Genomic DNA, 18582 nt, shown 5'->3' on the forward strand with positions numbered 1-18582 from the left:
CTTTGTACAAAGATGGCCTTCCTTTGATGAAACGACTAATTCAAGCTCGTTGCTCTATTACTGCTCCTCCTACTCTTCCGATACCTCTCTAAACCTGACCAAACGTCTTTCCAAAAGAGCCACACCCTATTAATTTATCCACACACTCTTTCATAAACTCATGATAAACTATCCAACTCGTCCCATATAAACCTATCCAAAAATTACTATTTTTTGTAAAACTTTGCTTAAATTTTCGACAGCGACCAATATACTTTTGGTGACCTTTTATTTTAAGATCATATCCTTTGAACGTGGCAATAGTGTAGGAAATTGCGTTCAACAAAACTAGACTGTTTAAACGTTCAATCTTCGCTTTAGATCCCTCTAAATTGTAACCACCTGTTTGACAATCACGGAACATGGCTTCAATACCTACCCGTTTTTTATAACTTTTGATTGCTGACTCTAAACTGGGTAAGTTAGTTAAAAGGTACCAAGGCTCAGCTTCTCCCATACCTCGATATTTTCTCTTCCAATAAATTCCCATGTAAACTTGAGAATATTCCCATTCTTTGGTGACTTTTATGCTCGTCAAAAATCGTCGTTGTCCTGGAGATTTTTTGAAAGCACTTAAAGATTGATAGTCTTGCCCATTTATTTTCACATTTGTGTCCTTTTTTTGTCTAAGGACAAAGTACACTTTCTTTTGCCTCAGCCATTTAGCTAGGATGACGCTGTGAAATTCTCGGTGCGTAATTTCGAGGTTTCCTCGAAATGCAAGACGCACCGAATGTCTCCCAAGATCACGAGTTCGTAATCTTTCAATAACTTTAATACTGGTCTTAGTATTGCTTTTTGCTCATCACAATTACTGGCACCTCTTTTGTTGAGAAAGCGATGCAGCGCGGTCTTGGGGAGGCAGCGCGGTCTTGGGGGTCTCCCCCATGAGCGACTGCCGTGGTTTCCCCCACTCGCTATTGCATCAAGACAATGCCAGGAAATTGGCAGTGCCCGTTTTCCAATAATTACCCCCACCATAAACAAGTTTTTATCTTGCCATTGAGTTCTATCCAACACGCTTATATAACCTCTCTTTTTTTTGATATTTATTAGAGATTATTGTTTTAATAATTGGTAACCAAATCAGAGATACTGACAAAAACTGTAACTTTAAAAACCTTTGAAGATGACGACGGCGACTTTCGGACTTAATTGGTAAGGGAAAATGAGCGGCTAACCTTTCAATTTTAATCTGTTTATGGATTTGCAGTAGCCACACCAAGATTTCTAAAGTGATTAATTGAGCCTCACTGAAGTATTTTGATAGATGAGTAAGATATAGTTCAGGTAATATCATTTTTTGATCGGTCTGGCTCACAAGTTCAAGACCGATCTTTTTCTACCATCAATTCCTGAAAATCTCAATCTGGTTGGGTTTTCACGGGGTTGTCACCCCGTGAGCTCAAGAAGGCAGTGTCACTTTGCGCGTGGTTCCTAACAATGAAAAGTTTAAAATTAGCGGGTCTGATCAGTTAAATGTTGACAGGTTGAAGGTTGACAGGTTGAAGGTTGACAGGTCTGATCCGTTGAAGGTTGACAGGTTTGATCAGTTGAATGTTGGCAGGTTGAATGTTGACAGGTTTGATCAGTTGAATGTTGGCAGGTTGAATGTTGTTCGCGTTCGCGCAGCGTCGGCTTTGCCGAAAGCGTGGCCGAAAGGCCAAGGTTTTCCCAATAATATCATGTCCGTCTAATCACTTATAATAAAAGTGGAGAGTGCAGCATCTTTGTAATGCCAAGACGAATTACCATCACCGAACACTCTTTGCATTGAGGAACTCCAACAGGGTTACCGCCAGGCCAAAAGTGCCATAGAAAGTCGGCAGTATCAGGTGATCTGGTTACTCGCTCAAGGAAAAAAAACAGAGGAAGTAGTCCAAATAACTGGCTACAGTAGAATCGGGATTTATGCATTAATCAAAAGATACAACCAATTGGGTGCTGAAGGATTAGGCGATTGGCCAAAAGCCACGCTACGGGAACGCAGAAAACAAAATCAAGGAGCCAAGCCATTAATAGGAGATCTAGAACTTGCACAGTTATGGCAAGTTTTGCAAGAACAAGCTCCAGATGGGGGATTGTGGAATGGTCGGAAAGTGGCAGACTGGCTAACATCTGTGACGGGCAAGTCCATCAGCAGACAAAGAGGATGGCAGATACTACGACAAATGACTTTTAGGTTGAGGGTTCCGAGACCTGCTCATACTAAAAGCGACTATGCATGAGCAACAAGCCTGGAAAAAAAACTAGCCGCCGACCTTGAGCAAATCAAAAGCACTTACCCGAATGCAGATGTGCAATTATGGTGTGAGGATGAACATCGCCTGGGACTCAAACCTGTGGTTCGACGCATTTATGTACCAGAAGGTGACTGGCCAATTGCCCATGTCAATTGGAGATTTGAGTGGTTATGGTTGTATGCTTTTGCACACCCGTGTACGGTCGAAACTAAGGCGTGGATTCTGCCTTATGTCAATACTGAGCTATTTAATCGGGTTTTGGCAGAATTTGCTGCTGAATTTAATAATGGTGATGATAAACACATTGTTTTAGTTGTTGACCAAGCTGGATGGCATACCAGGGTAAGCGCAAGAAAAACGAACTCATAATATGCTAAGGGAAACAATGTGATAATAAAAATATCAAATGGTTAAAGGCTTCGATCAACCCACTAACTCAACCGCAACCAGTGGCCAATCCTTGCCAGTACAGCCTGCCCTAAATTGTGAACAGCAACAGCCGCAAATGCTCGAGCATTTTGATCACCTCAGTGATCCGCGAGGTAAACAAGGAGTGCTCCATCCATTTGTGAGCATTGTGATGATTGCACTGTTAGCTACCATCGGGGGCGCGACAGGGTGGGAAGATATCGAAACCTATGGGATCAGCCACCAGCATTGGTTGTCGAGCTTTTTACCATTGCCAAATGGGATGCCCTCAGCAGATACATACCGACGAGTGTTTGAGCAGATATCTCCGAGTGCATTGAGGCGACGTTTCAATAGTTGGTTGAGTAGTTTGGTGACAGATGCCCGGAGCACAGGTTATCCCCATTGATGGCAAACAACTCAAGAGTTCCTATGACCGCAACCAGTCAAAATCTGCATTGCATATGGTGAGTGCTTGGGCGAGTGAGCATAGGTTGTTTCTTGGGCAAGTTAAAGTTGAAGATAAAACTAATGAAATTACAGCCATCCCAGCTTTACTAGAATTATTGGACATCTGTGGGTGCATCATTACTATCGATGCTATGGGTACTCAGCTACAGAAACGCCCATAGTATTCGTGCCAAAGGTGCTGATTATATTTTGGCTCTCAAAGGGAATCATCCCACTTTATTCGAGCTTGTATTGCAATGGTTTGAGACTGCTGTTGATCATAGCTTTGAGGGCATCGAGTATAGCTATGATGTCAGGGTAGAATCCCCGGCACCATCGTACTGAAAAGCGCGGCTGTTTGGGCGGTTTCTCTCGAACAGATAGACTTCGATTTGTACAAACAGTCCCAGTGGTCTGGATTAAAGACTATCGTGATGATTATTCGCACCCGTCATTTGTGGAATAAGACTACCCGTGAGGTCATGTTCTACCTTACTTCTTTGCCGCCCAATGCTCAGAAGTTGGGCAAAGCTATCCGACAACACTGGTCCATTGAAAACCAACTGCATTGGGTATTAGATGTGACTTTTGGGGAGGATAGCAGCCGGATTCGTACAGGGCATGCTCCACAGAATATGGCTTTACTCAAGCGCGCTTAGCATCAATCTACTCAATCGAGAAACGAGTTATAAACGTAGTACTCGTCAAAAAGCTAAACGAGCCAGCATGGATACAAGGTATATGCTTAAGGTTTTAGAAGCCTCCATTCCCTTAAACTCTAGCATATCGAACCTATAAATTTTCTTGCGCTTACCCTGCTATGATGGTGACTTAATTTACTGGAGTACCAGAATGCAAAAACACCCCGAGATGACCAGTTCAATTGGAAAACTTTTGAAACGGCAAAAAGGGTTTGAAGTTACCGTAAGATAGTGGAGCCTTTATAGTTGGTAGGTTATGCGTAAAAGGTTGAAGTCTTTTGTAGTAAGGCGACCCTATCTAAGGTTTCGTTTCCGGAAATGTGCTCATTGTGGTCTTACCTTCAGGGACGGAGATTTGTTGGAAAAACACCACATTATACCACGCGCACTAGGAGGAAAAGACCTAGACAAAAATCTAGAGTTATTACACCTCCACTGTCACGACAAAAAGCACGGAACAAAATCAACTTGAAAGAGTTAGACAAGAACCCGTCCTAGAGAGGTACCAATGACAATGGTTCCGTTTGATGAGGAGCCGTATGAGGGGAAGCGGCGCGACCTGAACTGGTCAAGTAAAGCGGGGAGCCGACTCCCCAGGGTAATTTACACCACCTACCCTCACGTAAAACAACCTTTTAGGTTGGACTCAATACCTTTTGGTAACGAAAGGGAAATATGCAGAGTCACGAATGTAGCCGAAGCTAGGTAAGGTCAAACCCGGTTAGGAGCTAGAGGGCTTCTCCGATATGGATGAATGAAAAAATGAAATGCTAATAAACCGCGTAATCTCATGACCAGCGTAAAGACCTGACACGCTGAAGGCAAAAGCCAAGTGGGTAGGGCCTATAGCCAGGGCAAACGCATCTAATTTTTTGTTGACCAATGACCAAGATTATGTACTGAAAATTTAACAGGGGATATGCTGTCTAAATAAGTAGTGATACCCAAATCAATTCTTCGTAAGAATAAGTCAATAAACTTAATAAAAGTTACGAGCTTTCCAAAAAAAATTAGAGTTGAAATTATGTCAAAATGATGGAAGACTAAAAATCCCAGGTAGTTTCGTGAAATCCTCAGCCATGAATCGGAGACCTAAAACCACTATTTTTGAGCATTTCAGTGACTTAAAAGACCCGCGAGTAGATCGAACTAAACTACATAAATTAATAGATATTATTACGATTACTATCTGTGCAGTCATTAGTGGTGCAGACACCTGGGTAGACATAGAACTTTACGGAAAAACCAAATATCAATGGCTCAAAAAGTTTTTAGAACTGCCCAATGGAATTCCTTCTCATGATACATTTGCTCGAGTTTTTGCGAAACTAAACCCGGAACAATTACAGTCATGCTTTCTCAAATGGATTCAATCTATTAGTCAGCTCACTTCTGGTGAAATAGTAGCTATTGATGGAAAAACACTGCGTCATTCTTATCAGAAAAGTTCTCACAAACCAGCTATTCATATGGTCAGTGCTTGGGCGACAGCTAATCAACTAGTTTTAGGACAAGTAAAAGTGGATGAAAAATCTAATGAGATTACGGCTATTCCAAAACTTCTAAAAGTTTTGGCTCTGAAAGGATGCATCGTCACTATTGATGCGATGGGATGTCAAAAAGAAATTGTCTTACAAATCGTAGCACAAGACGCTGACTATGTAATTACCTTGAAAAAAAATCAATGCTCTCTCTATGAAAGAGTAGAAAATTTATTTAATAGTTCATCATCTAATCAGAAATTAAAAGGTATTAAAACTAATTTTGTGCAGTCGAAAATTGGTCACGGTCGTGAAGAGCGAAGATATTATCAAATGCTCAGTAATATTAAAGAAGAGGTTGACCCATCTGGAGATTGGTTAAAACTTAACTCAATTGGTCTGGTAGATTATTTCCGACAAGAAAAAGATGGAACAACATCTTTTGAAAGAAGATACTATGTTAGTAGTCTGACCAATAATGCTGAACTATTAGCCAAGGCTATTCGGGGACATTGGGGTATAGAAAATCAACTACATTGGGTGCTTGATGTTCAATTTTCAGAAGATGATTCTCGAATCAGAAAAGATAACGCTCCCGAAAACTTAGCCATTATTAGACAAATAGCTCTGAATTTATTAAAACAAGAAAGTACAGAAACAACGGGAATTAAAACTAAACGAAAAAAAGCTGGATGGGATAACGATTATCTCCTCAAAGTTTTAGGTGTTTAAGCTTTAGTTAATAAGTCAATTAACTCACTAAATGGAGTTTGGCAATTTGCCATCGGTTTAGACTAAAAGGTCTAGCTTGATATTATGCTGTCAATATATATTAATTATCTAAAACAATACTTACCCTTTGTATAAGCGATACAAATATTATACCAGTTTTATCTGTTCCCGTCAAAATTTTCAGGTCAGCTAAAATTTTCGAGTCATTCAAACGCTTTTTCGAGCTAGTTTCTAGCGATTAGATGCGTTTGCCCTGGGCCTATAGCTAGTTTCTCTATAAGCCGTGTAAACAAAACTCCCATCCGTGGAAGAGGCATCATCCGAAGGAGAAATAAATTTACTTGACACAACAGGGTAAGCCCCACAGAGTCCTTAGAAGGTCGATATCTAAGGTAGGTCTGAGGCAACAAGGACGGAACTCTCTGGGGGGTAGAGGATGAGGGAAAAAGCAAACGCCTCTGGTAATACGGAGGATAGGGGTTCAAACTTTGCCCCTGAACGAAAGTAATAGCAGACTTCCCTTGGGTCTTATACGAAAGATAAACGAAAGATAAGGAATCGAACCTGATGAAAAGTTTGATACGGGGTAATAGCCCGGTAAATGGACAGACGGCACAACTTACAGACTGGAGCCAGGTCAACTGGAAGAAAGCCCGTAAGATTGTTAGAAACCTGCGTCGAAGAATCTTTCGTGCCAAAAAGCTTGGTCAGTGGAAGCAACTGAGAAGGTTACAGAAACTGATGCTGAAAAGCTACGCCAACTTACTACTATCTGTCAGACAAATCACTCAGATAAATACCGGAAAGCGAACAGCAGGTGTCGATAAGGAGGTGGCAACAACACCTAGCCAACGAGTGAAACTTGTCAATGAGTGGAAGATACCCAAAGCGTCACCAGCACGCAGGGTATACATTCCTAAGTCAAATAGCAAGAAACGTCCTCTAGGCATCCCAACCTTAAAGGATAGAGTCATGCAGGCAATAGTAAAGAATCTCCTAGAACCCGAATGGGAAGCCATATTTGAACCTAATTCTTATGGGTTCAGACCAGGTAGAAGTTGCCATGATGCCATAGAGCAAGTGGTAAACAGACTAAATTCCAGAGGAAAGGATAGATGGGTTCTAGACGCGGATATAAAAGGCTTTTTCGATAACCTAGCCCATGAAACTATCATGAAACAAATAGACTCTGCTCCAGGCAGGGAAATAGTAGCAGGATAGTTGAAAGCTGGATATATAAGTAAAGGAATATATCACGAAACCAATAAAGGAACACCCCAAGGGGGAGTCATCAGTCCAAAAAAGCGCCAACATCGGATTGGAATGATTGGAAGAAAAGCTCAACAACTGGGGTGGAATAAGAGGAAGATCTAACAAGAAAGGAGAGAGAAGAAAAGTATACAAACTCGGATATATTCGATATGCCGATGACTTTGTGGTCACGGCAGAAACAAAAGAAGAACTGGAAAAAGTTCTCATCCAGCTCAAAGCATGGTTATCAGAAAGAGGCTTAGAAATAAGCGATGATAAAACAAGGATAGTCCACATATCCCAAGGGTTCGACTTTCTGGGTTTTAACGTAAGAATGTTCGGGAAAGGAAAGAATGAAACACTTCTGACCAAACCCGCCAAAAATAAAGTTCTCTCATTCTGCCAAGAAATTGGGAAAACTGTCAAAGCATTTAACGGAAAAAGCCAAGAACAATTAATCAATAAACTGAATCCGATTCTCAGAGGTTGGGCTAACTACTACAGACATTGCACATCAAAGAAAATACTCAGTTACGTAGGTAACAGGGTATGGAAATATCTGTGGGATTGGGCAAGGCGTAGACACAAAAAGCGTAAATTAAGATGGGTCAAGGACAAATACTTCAAGGTGATATACAAGAAAACTCCGTGGAGTGTGTCCACAAGAGACTGGGTATTCTCAAGTGAGTCCACATCCAAAAGAAGAAACTCAGAATTGCGAATATATGATGTCGCAGGAACACCCATTGTGAGACACGTCAAAATAGAAGGGAGCAACTCACCCGATGACCCGATTCTCAAAGAATACTGGCTAAAAAGAAGTCTAAAAGCTAACAAAACCCTCTGGGAAAAAAATAGCAAGTATGACCAAGTAGCTAGGATAAATGGGTATAAATGTCCAATCTGTAATGACTGGTTACGCAATGACGAAGAAATCGAAACCCATCACATAATTCCCATAAAAGAAGGTGGTTCTAACCTGGCTGACAACCTTGTACATCTTCATAAAGCTTGTCACAAGCTTCTTCATGGGAAAAAGAAAACCAAGCAGAAGGCTTGAAGTAAGGCTTGAGCCGGATGATGGGTAACTGTCAAGTCCGGTTCTTAGGGGAGGGGAGTAGAGTAATCTACAAACCTTACCCGACCGACGTGCAAAGTCGCATTTGATGAATAGAGAGCCGACTCTCTCTGGGGTACTTCTCCCCAGTCCTCATGTAAAGGGCTCGAAAGAGTCTGGTCACGACGAAAGTAAGCAATGAAACCGTTGGAGTGCAGACCACAAAAGCCAACAAACTGATAGCCTAAATCAGTGGTAATGGCAAGAGGAAGAAAAGGAAGGGTTAACGATAAGTGAACGACTAATCTAGCTCCGTGATATACGGAAAGGTGAAATCAGGCTGACACACCGTGAACCTTAATGGTACATAGCTGGTTGTTAGAAGTTTCGCTGTCTAACAAAGAAGTCCAAAAAGCTATCGGAGTATGAGTCGAACCCTAACCTTCTCGAAGGTCATCAAAAGCGAAACACGGTAAGCCCAATAGACTCTTTCTTGAGGTCGAAACTTGAAAGTAAGCCGAGAGTAATCAAAGCCTAACCGTCTAGGGGGTAAAGGAAGTCAGAGAAAGCGAACGTCCCTGTGTAATGCAAGGAATAAGGGTTGAGGGTCCATCCCAACATCACACCACCTGAAAATGGTAGCCCACTTCTGAGAGGTCTCAAACGATATGAACGATTTCCTTGAAACTAAAACGGAGATTGAAAGATGGAAACCACTGTGGTTATCGGAGACTCTGGACAACTTAAGGACTGGTCACAGATTGACTGGAAATCAGTGGTTAAGAATGTTAAGAATCTGAGGAAACGGATATATCGTGCCACGCAGAACGGTCAGTGGAATAAGGTCAGAAGCCTAACGAAACTGATGTTAAGAAGCTTCGACAATTTAATCTTGTCTGTGCGAAAAGCTAGCAGGGGGACAACGAAGCTTGTAACATAGACAGGGCTTGTTCCCTAGCCCGCTTACCTTTTTTATAATGCTTGACCCAACGGCGGTTAATTTGCAAAAGTTCCTCTACAATTTTTTCGGGTATTTGCCCTAGGTACAGCCAATGATACTGATGTTGACCAACATAAAAAGCACTATGTCGGCGATATTGCGATTTGGTTTCTGGTCGTACAACATATTTCTGTATTCCCATTTTCTTGATTTCTCGTCCTTGAAGGATTGCACTAGTATAGGCAATTGCTATCAAAATAATTAACTTGCTTAGAGATTCTGCTCCCAGCTTCGAGCCTTCTAGACTGTAACCACCTGATTTAAAATCTCGAAACATTGTCTTGATGCAGTCGCTCATGGTTTGAAGTTACCGTAAGAGAGTGGAGCCTTATTACAAAAGCGCCGTTACCTTTTACCCATAACCTGCCGACTATAAAGGCTCCACTCTCTAAGGTTTCGTCTCCGGGGAAACCACGGCAGTCGCTCATGGTTTGAAGTTACCGTAAGACAGGCTCGCCTTAATCAATGGAGGCGCGCTTTCCTATGGCGAATTAAATTACGGGGTCGCGCCTCAAGTTTTAACCCTTTTCTGCATAGCCTAACAACCATAAAGGCGAGCCTGTCTAAGGTTTCGTCTCCGGGGGGAGACCCCCAAGACCGCGCTGCCTCCCCAAGACCGCGCTGCATCGCTTCTTCAATCGCAAATCGCTTTTTGTAAGACACAATAGCGGTATTTAAATCCTCAAAGTTAGTCAGGATATACCACGGTTCTTTTGTCTTCACTCCTCGGTAATTTCGTTTCCATTTACAAGCTATATTAAACGTTCCAAATCCGTTTTTTTTCGTTACTTGAAGGTCATTGAGAAACAATTTCATTCCCGGCTTTAAACCATAGTCCCGCAACTCTTGATAAACCTCATTGTCTTGATGCAGTCGCTCATGGGGGAAACCACGGCAGTCGCTCATGGGGGAGACCCCCAAGACCGCGCTGCCTCCCCAAGACCGCGCTGCATCGCTTTCTGGCAAAACTTTGGTGTCACATTTTTGTCGTAAACAAAAGTATACCTTGCGTTCAGCTAGCCAGTGACCTAGTTTGGTAGAGCAAAATTATCGGTCTCCCAGCACCACGACATCATAGGCTGATAGTAACTCCATACTTTTGCTCAATACTGCTTTTTGTTCGGACAAATTACTATTTCCTTGTCTTGATGCAGTCGCTCATGGTTTGAAGTTACCGTAAGACAGGCTCGCCTTAATCAATGGAGGCGCGCTTTCCTATGGCGAATTAAATTACGGGGTCGCGCCTCAAGTTTTAACCCTTTTCTGCATAGCCTAACAACCATAAAGGCGAGCCTGTCTAAGGTTTCGTCTCCGGGGGAAACCCCCAAGACCGCGCTGCATCGCTTTTTATCTAATAATGTCCAGTAAATTGGCCAGGGACGAAACCTTAGACAGGGTCGCCTTATTTCATATAACTTAAACTTATAACTTACAGACTGTCGCTTATTAAGGCGACCCTGTCTTACGGTAACTTCAAGGGCTCGATGATCATAGACAACACTCACCATCAAGATATTAATCAGACTCCAACTCGTTCTATCAATGACCAGATAAATCCTATCCTTAGGATTAAACATCTCCTCTAAAAGAGCGGTAACACAGGGAAACCAGATAGTTTCAATAGTAAAGTTTTTAAGTATCAAAAATCGCCTTATTTTCCGACGACGGCTCTCTAATAAAATAGGTAACGGCAGCGATTCTGCTAAGACTTCTAACTTAACCTCTTTGAGTAATTGTAAACTAATTACCATCAAGTCTAGTAATAGATATGCTGTGTGATGCAGCTGATTTGGGATAATTTTTTGGTATAGTTTAGCTATCATTTTGTTTAGATAGGTCAGGGCTATTACTTTTGACCTATCTTTTTGGGTGCGGCTCTTATAGAAAGACGATAGAATGGGGAATAGTTTTTTACCCCAAGCTGTCCTGTAGCAGTGTTTTGAGACAAAAAACCGAAGGACAGGACAGGCGCTTCACAGCAGTCTTTGCCAGGATTAAGTCAGACATATGCAACCATCTACCTCAAATGAAGACAGATTTTTTTCAGGAGCGCGAGAGCTATTTGAACAAATAGTTGATTGGCTCGGTTCAGAAACAGTGTGCGGTGCGCGAGCATGGGGAATTAGAGACGTTACTACTCGAAAATGGATACGAACTATTGAGACGACTGTTACAAGGTTACTTGGATAGACGAAGTAACGACGAAATCGAGGGTGATTGTTTAGGTAGGGACGGAGTAAACAGCTAGCAGGGCGACAAAGGGGATTGAAAACTAGACAGGGCAAGCTCAATAGCACGTTTGCCCTGATTGTAATGGAGAATCCAACGACGATTAATTTGCAAAAGTTCAGACAAAGTTTGTTGGCACAATTGCTGTAGGCGGAGCCAATGATGAAGATGTTGACCAATATAAAAAGAGCTATGTCTACGTTGTGAAGTTGAGGAAGTTTCCGGTCGTGCTACATATTTTTGAATGCCAAGACTCTTAATGTTTTGACCGTGGACAAGGGCACTAGTATAAGCAATAGCAACGACAATAAGTAGTTTATTAAGCTGCTGATGTTTCAGTTTGGAGCCTTCAAGATTATAGCCACCTGCTTTAAAATCTCGAAACATCTCTTCAATATCAAAACGCTTTAGGTGCGCTTTCCGTAGGCGAATTAAATTCGCCACGGGTCGCACCTTTTGATAAGCTCGAATAGCTAGGTCTAAATCCACCAAATTAGTTAAGATATACCAAGGTTCTTTGGTAGAGTCGATGCCTAGGTATTATCCTAGGGCAATTAAACTAAGTCAGTGAGTCACCCCACTGACTCGTCTTCAAAACCGTACGTGACACTTTCGCATCATACGGCTCCCATTGGTGACAAGTTAAGAGAAGAAGCCTTTTGTCAAGAGGGGCGATTGCCTGAGGGTTCAAGTCGTGTGAAACTCAGAACAGACAAGTAATTGAGCCATGGTGAATCCTGATGAGCGGCCACAGAAAAACCCACCGAGACCATGCCAAAAAGACCCAACGTCCTCTAGTAGAGGACTCAGCAATAGCTGCTAAGCTAGAATCGTTGGTGAAACCAGCCATCACAGCCCAAGAGGGATACTATCGTAAACTGGGATTAAGAGACCGGATTCTTAACCTGCCCTTGATGGTAGCTGCCGTGTTAACTTTACTGTGGCGAGATGTAGCTGGGGTCAGAGAACTTAACCGAATCTTAACAAGAGAAGGCTTTTTGTGGTGTTCACCCACTCAGGTGAGTCAACAAGCAATTTCTCAGAGATTTTTGACCTTTCCGGCTCAATTATTTGAGAGAGTTTTTAAGGAGTTGCTGCCAGAATTAAGAAAGGTTTGGGACTCAAGAAAGGGCCGTCCTCTGCCAGAAAGTGTTCAGTTTACTCTATCCAAGTTTGAGAGAATTTGGATTGCCGATAATTCCACTTTAGAAGCCTTGTTTCGGAAGCTAAAAAGCTTGGCAGACATACCCCAAGGACAGTTAGCCGGAAAGATGGGAGTAGTGGTGGATGTAAAGACACGGCTTCCGGTTGAGATTTGGTTTGAGGAAAATCCCAGAGCTTCTGACACCAAATTGGAGTCGAATCTGTTGAATTTAGTAAGGGCTAAAACTTTGCTGTTACTAGCTCGAGGCTTTTATCACTTTTACTTTTGGCAGCAGTTAATTGACCGAGGGATTCATTTTATTACCCGCTTAAAGAAGGGAGCTTCCCTTGAAGTTAAGCAAGTCTTCAGTGATAGTTATAGTCTTCGTGACCGTCTGATTCGGATGGGTTCTGGGACTAAAAAAACTCCGTTTGTGACTTTACGTTTAATAGAAGTGCGCTCGGGCAAAACTTGGCATTCTTATTTAACGAGTGTGCTTGATCCGATGATTTTACCTCCCTATGTCGTCGCTGATTTGTATGGACGGCGTTGGCGGATTGAAGAGGCTTTTAATACAGTTAAACGACTTTTAGGGTTAAGTTATTTATGGACTGGTTCTCTTAATGGAGTTAAGTTACAGATTTGGGGGACGTGGCTTTTTTATGCGGTTTTAGTGGATTTAGGTGATGCTGTAGCCTCGGAGCTTTCTTTACCCTTTGACCGCATCTCTTTAGAGATGATTTATCGAGGTCTCTATCATTTTTATGTTGCTCATGACAAAGGATTAGCTTCTGACCCAGTTAAGTATTTTGCTGCCCCAGAGAATCAGGATTTAGGTATCGTCAAACAGCAGCGAAAACCCAAGGTCAAACTTATTGTTGCTCCTTTTCCTGACCGACAAAAGGGTCAGTCTGAGTTTTTCTTCAAGCCTTTTTCGTCAACCCCCTTGACAATTGGCATACAGGCTTAAGTTGTCACCGATGTACGGCTCCTCATCATAGGAACCATTGTCGCTGGTACCTCTAAAACGGGTTTTCATCTAACTCTAAGGCGTTGACTTTTTTCCCGTGTTTGGCATCGTGGCAGGTTAGGTGTAGTAATTCCAGATTTTCATCCTTGTTATTTCCACCCAGTGCGCGTGGTAGTATGTGATGCATTTCCATTGAATCCCCAGGTCTGAAGGTAAGACCACAATGAGCGCATTTCCCTTTTTGCTTTCTCAAAAGCCTTCCCGATTGAGCTGGCATTTCAGGATGTTCTCTCATTCTGGTGCTCCAATAGATTAGGTCTCCATCGTAGGGACTTCTGGTATCTTGGATTTTTTTATGCCTTATTATTTCAGTTTTGGCATGTTTTGGGAGGTAATTATCCTCATCTGCCATGAATATCCAATTATCCTCTCCGATGGTTCCCCAATATTTCTTGTTTACCCAGGTTTTGGTTTTCTTTGGGTGTCTTCTATATCCCCATCTTTGGAGTTTGTTCCAGAGCATGTAACCTAAATCTTGGAAGGTTTCTTTGCTACAGACTCCTCTGTAGTAGTTGCACCATCCGCGTATAATAGGTTTGAGGTGTTTGATTAAAGCCTCTTGAGGAGCGGCTTTATGTCTGTCGATGACTTTTGAAAGCCGCTCGAAATGTTCTAGAATTGCATCCTTAGATGGTTTGATGATGGTTTTAAAGCCTTGTTTAGAGTGGTTTTTGCCTACTTTGTACTGACGGATATTAAATCCAAGGAATTCAAATCCGTTAAAGGTATAGGTCATTTTGGTTTTGCTAGGCTTTAATTCCAGACCCATGTCATGTAGCCAATTATTGATGACTTCAAGGCATTCTTCTATCACTTTTTGGTCTTGGTGTAGGATGACAAAATCGTCGGCATATCTGATTAGAGCTAGTCCCTTTTTATAGTGGGTTTTCTTGCCTTTTACAGAATTTGCGTAATCCCATATGGCCTGTTCCATTCCGTGGAGGGCTATATTCGCGCTTTAGTGGAGAGATAACTCCACCCTGAGGGGTGCCCTCATCTGTAGGTGAGAATGTCCCACTATCCATCACACCGGCTTTTAGCCAGGACTTTATTAAGCGTCTCATGGATGGATAGGTATTCAGTTTAGTTAGAAGTGCATCGTGATTGATTTTATCGAAGCATTTGGCTATGTCAGCATCAAGTACCCATTTGGGCTTTTGTTTGATGCTATTGAATATTGCTTCGATGGCATCATGACATGAACGTCCTGGTCTGAACCCATAGGAGTTGGGTTCAAATTTTGCTTCCCATTCAGGTTCTAATGCCTGTTTGGCAAGTGCCTGGAGAGCGCGGTCATACATGGTTGGGATACCCAATGGTCGCTTTTCCTTCCGTCCAGGTTTAGGAATCCATACCCTTCTGGTTGGTTGGGCTTTCTTAGAAACTTTTAGGTTGGAGACTAAAGTAAGCCGTTGTTTTGGTGTTAATGATTTGACCCCATCTACTCCAGCAGTCTTCTTCCCTTTGTTCTCCTGGGTTACCCGTCTGACCGCAATCATCTTGGCCGACCAGGACTTTATCAGAGTCTTTTGCAACTTTCTTACCACGCGGACATCACCACGTTGAGAGGCTTGATATATTCGTTTTTGCAACTTAAAGACATTCTTTTCTAGCTTCCGCCAGTTGACTTTCTTCCATTCCGACTGTGGGGCGAATCCCCGAGTTTTAGACATTTTCATTGCTACTTACAACTACATCTTTTCCTATAACGTGAGTCCGTCAGCATATCCTGGGCATTACCCTAGGCTTTGGCTTCTGACTCAATCTTGCCCTCATATGACATGCGGCTAACTACCTACTCAGTAATCGACCTTACTGAGAGTACATATGAGAGTTATTTCGTTCCTGATAACCATTCTTTGAACTTTTAGGGTGGTACTTTTCACCGGGAACTGTTTGGGAAATCCATTACAAAGGGGAGGAACTTTGTAATCCTAATTCCGTTGAGTTTTTCTCCGTAGCGTGTCAAACCTTTTTTCGCTACATCTCTGTGACGATGATTCAAACGTACCTTTCTCTCGTACCCATGAGTTCTTTGCCTATTGTTGACACCGGTCAGGTTAAGGGTGTTCCAATATTCGACCCTTGCATTAACCCATAGGTTTGTTAGTTCCTATGAATCAGGGTAGGGCTGTCACTCGGATTTCATGAGGGTCAGAAGTTACCGAAAGAATAGTGCAGCCTTTATGGTCAGCAGGTTAGGCATCATAGGAGTAAGGTTTTGTACTAAGGCTGCACTATTCTAAGGTTTTGTCTCCGGGATGGTTTTTCACCACCATGGTTATCAAGTTGTCAGGGTTCATTGAACCAAGCAGCTAATCCCCCAAAACCCTTGTAGGGTAAAGGTTTCTAGCTAACGAATCGCACCCTCTCCTGTCATACCGTACGTGAAGGTTTCCCCTCATACGGCTCCTAGATATCCTGACCTTTCGGTCTGCCCCCATGGATGAGTTGATCACAACTCCGATGTACGGCCATTAGGTTCTTTGGTTTCCAATTGTCGTGGTTTCCATCTATGTGATGGAGGTGTACAGATTCGTTACCTATGAACCTTAGTCCGCAATGTCCACAAGAATGGTTCTGTTTCTTCAAGGCATCTGCTGTAGCATTGTCGTAGAGTTTGCTGTTTCGCTGACTCCAGTAGACTAAGTCTCCGTCATAAGGGGACTTAGTCCCTTTGACCGACACATGCTTGTTTTCGGAGTATCCTACCTTTGGGAATGCTTTCTTGATTAGCCTTTCGGCCTCTGTTCTATCGATTTTCTTTTCCTTCAAAAATTTGCGGTGTGCTGATTTATTAGCAAACCATAAACTATTTCGAGAACCGTCCATCTTGCCATTCCGATGGTAATTCCTCCAGCCCCTGACAATAGGGGCTAATTTTTCTGCCTTGACTTTAGCACCATAATTCGAGCTGTTGGCTACGGCTTTAATCTTCTTCCGGATTGCTTCGTAGTTATCCTCTGAGGGAATGCTCCTAAACTTTCCGTTTTTCTGGAGGAGGAAGTTCCAGCCCAGGAAGTCAAATCCGTCTGTCGTTTTGGTTATCCTGGTCTTTTCTTCACTAATTTCCATCCCGCGTTTCGCTAAAAAGGCTTTAATTTTATTCAATACCTTTTCGGCGTTGTCTTTTGGCTTTAGGAAAATCACCAGATCATCCGCAGATCGGACGCTAGGGTGAATGGCCTCTATTCCATCAAGTGCGATGTTGGCGCTTTTGTGGGCTGACTACTCCTCCCTGGGGCGTTCCTTGTTCAAGGAATTCCGGATTGATGCCAGCTAATAGACATCTGAATATCCCCATTTTCAGACTAGCTGGGGCTAGCAATCTATCCATGATGGATTTGTGGGAGATGCGGTCAAAACACTTTTTGATGTCTAGTTCTATTACTCTTTTCTGGATGCCGTTTTTTCGGGAATTTAGGTTATTGAATATGTATTTTTGGGCATCGTGGGCGCTTCTACCAGTCCTAAACCCGTAACTCCGGGCGTGAAAGGTAGCTTCGTGCGCTGGTTCGAGTGCGAATTTTGCGCTTACTTGCCATGCTCTGTCCGCAATGGTTGGTACTTTTAGAATCCTTACTTTTCCATTCTTTTTAGGGATTGGAATTTCACGGAGACCGGAGTGTTTCCAGTCGAGGGCGTTTTGCCTCAATTCTTCTAATAGTTCTAACCGTTCTTGGTATCTGAGGGCGGTTTTGCCATCTATACCTGCGGTCTTTTTGCCCTGATTTAGCTGTGTCACTTGACGGATGGCCAGGAGTTGAGCCGAGCGGGATTTCAGAATCAGTTTCTGTATAGACCGAGCTTTCCTCAAGTCACCAGCTTGAACCGCTTTATATACTCTTCGCTGTAGGCGGAATAGGTTTCGGCGGAGTTGTTTCCACTTTTGTCCTTTCCAAAGTTCACTGTGTCTGTTCACGTGTCTAACCATACTCTCCATTGATTCGTATATTCTGGATACCCGCAGGCAGTTTCCGCCTGCATCCTACCCGACAGTGGGGATTAAGTAATGCCTTACTTACCGAAGGTACGACCTTCCTTCAGACCCGGTATTGCTGTCGTTTTTACTCGTTCCATTTCCCAGATTGTTTTGGTGATTTAGGGCGGTTCAATTTGCCTGACACCTTCTCGGAGATTGCAGTTAGCAAGGCAAAACCACTGCGAGAATATTTCTTGGTCGGTGTCGCCGGTCGCACATTGTTTAATTCAGGTTGTGGCCGGGACTTTAAGACACTTTTTTAGAACCAGTTTGCCCAGTGTCACATTAAACTAAGCCGGTGAGTCGCCTCACCGACTCGTCTTCAGAACCGTACGTGACAATGCACGCATCATACGGCTCGTCATTATAGGAACCGTTGTCATTGGTACCTCTAGAACGGGTTTCCATCTAACTCTGTAGTATCGATTGTTGTCCCATGCTTGGTATCGTGGCAATGTAGGTGTAACAGCTCTAGATTTTTGTCTAGGTCGTTTCCACCCTTAGCGCGTGGTATTATGTGATGTGTTTCCAATAAATCTCCATCTCTGAAGGTAAGACCACAGTGAGCGCATTTCCGGAAACGAAACCTTAGATAGGGTCGCCTTACTACAAAAGACTTCAACCTTTTACGCATAACCTACCAACTATAAAGGCTCCACTATCTTACGGTAACTTCAAACCCTTGTTGCCTTTTCAAAAGTCTTCCCTTATTAAACTAAGCCAGTGAGTCACCCCACTGACTCGTCTTCAAAACCGGACGTGAGACTTTCACCTCATCCGGCTCCTCATCAAACGGAACCATTGTCATTGGTACCTCTAAAACGGGTTTTCATCT

At 42.8% G+C, this 18582-nt stretch carries 14 protein-coding genes and 7 pseudogenes; 10 read left to right on the plus strand and 11 right to left on the minus strand.

The window, feature by feature from the left end; all coding sequences use genetic code 11:
• Positions 1–88 precede the first annotated feature (88 nt).
• From F6K38_RS22150 to F6K38_RS22160, 4 genes are all read right to left on the minus strand, one after another.
• Positions 89–769: a transposase gene (locus F6K38_RS22150; protein WP_353737210.1), complete on the minus strand. Its 681-nt coding sequence runs from the start codon at positions 767–769 to the stop codon at positions 89–91.
• The gene (locus F6K38_RS22155; RefSeq protein ID WP_008191009.1) at positions 706–1059 is read right to left on the minus strand and encodes a hypothetical protein; all 354 of its coding nucleotides are present in this window, start codon (positions 1057–1059) and stop codon (positions 706–708) included. Before F6K38_RS22155 ends, F6K38_RS22150 begins: the two co-directional genes overlap by 64 nt.
• On the minus strand, positions 1049–1360 hold the full coding sequence (locus F6K38_RS43490) for a hypothetical protein (RefSeq protein WP_008191007.1): 312 nt from the start codon (positions 1358–1360) through the stop codon (positions 1049–1051). Before F6K38_RS43490 ends, F6K38_RS22155 begins: the two co-directional genes overlap by 11 nt.
• Positions 1361–1514: 154 nt before the next feature.
• Entirely contained in the window at positions 1515–1706 is a 192-nt protein-coding gene (locus F6K38_RS22160; protein ID WP_131827098.1) for a hypothetical protein, read from the minus strand.
• Positions 1707–1774: 68 nt separating this feature from the next.
• On the opposite strand from F6K38_RS22160, the pseudogene F6K38_RS22165 reads away from it, so the two are divergent.
• The 8 genes and pseudogenes from F6K38_RS22165 to F6K38_RS22195 all read left to right on the plus strand — a co-directional run.
• A pseudogene (locus F6K38_RS22165) lies at positions 1775–2618 on the plus strand (IS630 family transposase); the annotation flags it as partial.
• Positions 2619–2688: 70 nt separating this feature from the next.
• Positions 2689–3938 (plus strand): annotated as a pseudogene (locus F6K38_RS44335) (ISAs1 family transposase).
• 21 nt (positions 3939–3959) lie between these two features.
• A pseudogene (locus F6K38_RS44340) lies at positions 3960–4052 on the plus strand (HNH endonuclease); the annotation flags it as partial.
• Positions 4053–4157: 105 nt separating this feature from the next.
• Positions 4158–4301, plus strand: a pseudogene (locus F6K38_RS43510) (HNH endonuclease); the annotation flags it as partial.
• 619 nt (positions 4302–4920) lie between these two features.
• Positions 4921–6054 carry an ISAs1 family transposase gene (locus F6K38_RS22180; RefSeq protein WP_008190995.1) on the plus strand — a complete coding sequence of 378 codons (1134 nt, stop codon included), beginning with the start codon at positions 4921–4923 and terminating at the stop codon, positions 6052–6054.
• Between the two features lie 567 nt (positions 6055–6621).
• Positions 6622–7275 carry a reverse transcriptase N-terminal domain-containing protein gene (locus F6K38_RS22185; protein WP_008190992.1) on the plus strand — a complete coding sequence of 218 codons (654 nt, stop codon included), beginning with the start codon at positions 6622–6624 and terminating at the stop codon, positions 7273–7275.
• Positions 7276–7381: 106 nt separating this feature from the next.
• Complete coding sequence (locus tag F6K38_RS22190) at positions 7382–8365, plus strand: group II intron maturase-specific domain-containing protein (RefSeq protein WP_008190990.1); 984 nt, start codon at positions 7382–7384, stop codon at positions 8363–8365.
• Positions 8366–9068: 703 nt separating this feature from the next.
• Complete coding sequence (locus F6K38_RS22195) at positions 9069–9302, plus strand: reverse transcriptase N-terminal domain-containing protein (protein ID WP_071986980.1); 234 nt, start codon at positions 9069–9071, stop codon at positions 9300–9302.
• Here the strand turns inward: F6K38_RS22195 and F6K38_RS22200 are convergent.
• The 3 genes from F6K38_RS22200 to F6K38_RS22210 all read right to left on the minus strand — a co-directional run bounded on the left by F6K38_RS22200 (position 9271) and on the right by F6K38_RS22210 (position 11185).
• Positions 9271–9660 carry a hypothetical protein gene (locus F6K38_RS22200; protein WP_131827096.1) on the minus strand — a complete coding sequence of 130 codons (390 nt, stop codon included), beginning with the start codon at positions 9658–9660 and terminating at the stop codon, positions 9271–9273. The two genes, F6K38_RS22195 and F6K38_RS22200, sit on opposite strands and share 32 nt — an antisense overlap.
• Positions 9661–9824: 164 nt before the next feature.
• Positions 9825–10268: a hypothetical protein gene (locus F6K38_RS22205; RefSeq protein ID WP_008190987.1), complete on the minus strand. Its 444-nt coding sequence runs from the start codon at positions 10266–10268 to the stop codon at positions 9825–9827.
• Positions 10269–10558: 290 nt separating this feature from the next.
• Positions 10559–11185, minus strand: coding sequence for a hypothetical protein (locus tag F6K38_RS22210; RefSeq protein ID WP_008190985.1), 627 nt, complete (start codon positions 11183–11185; stop codon positions 10559–10561).
• A 184-nt stretch (positions 11186–11369) separates the two neighbouring features.
• Between F6K38_RS22210 and F6K38_RS22215 the strand changes: the two are divergent.
• A pseudogene (locus F6K38_RS22215) lies at positions 11370–11595 on the plus strand (ISKra4 family transposase); the annotation flags it as partial.
• An 11-nt stretch (positions 11596–11606) separates the two neighbouring features.
• Here F6K38_RS22215 and F6K38_RS22220 read toward each other — a convergent pair.
• On the minus strand, positions 11607–12035 hold the full coding sequence (locus F6K38_RS22220; RefSeq protein ID WP_131827095.1) for a hypothetical protein: 429 nt from the start codon (positions 12033–12035) through the stop codon (positions 11607–11609).
• Positions 12036–12331: 296 nt separating this feature from the next.
• Here F6K38_RS22220 and F6K38_RS22225 point away from each other — a divergent pair, with 296 nt between their 5' ends.
• Positions 12332–13705, plus strand: coding sequence for an IS4 family transposase (locus F6K38_RS22225; protein ID WP_008190980.1), 1374 nt, complete (start codon positions 12332–12334; stop codon positions 13703–13705).
• 52 nt (positions 13706–13757) lie between these two features.
• On the opposite strand, the pseudogene ltrA reads toward F6K38_RS22225, so the two are convergent.
• The 3 genes and pseudogenes from ltrA to F6K38_RS22240 form a co-directional block, all read right to left on the minus strand.
• Positions 13758–15438: pseudogene (gene ltrA / locus F6K38_RS22230) on the minus strand (group II intron reverse transcriptase/maturase).
• A 739-nt stretch (positions 15439–16177) separates the two neighbouring features.
• Positions 16178–17699: pseudogene (locus F6K38_RS44345) on the minus strand (reverse transcriptase domain-containing protein).
• 439 nt (positions 17700–18138) lie between these two features.
• Positions 18139–18381 (minus strand): HNH endonuclease, encoded by a 243-nt coding sequence (locus F6K38_RS22240; protein ID WP_071986979.1) that lies wholly within the window; start codon positions 18379–18381, stop codon positions 18139–18141.
• Positions 18382–18582 lie beyond the last annotated feature (201 nt).

This window comes from Moorena sp. SIO3B2, assembly GCF_010692525.1.
In the GTDB taxonomy this organism is placed as follows: domain Bacteria; phylum Cyanobacteriota; class Cyanobacteriia; order Cyanobacteriales; family Coleofasciculaceae; genus Moorena; species Moorena producens.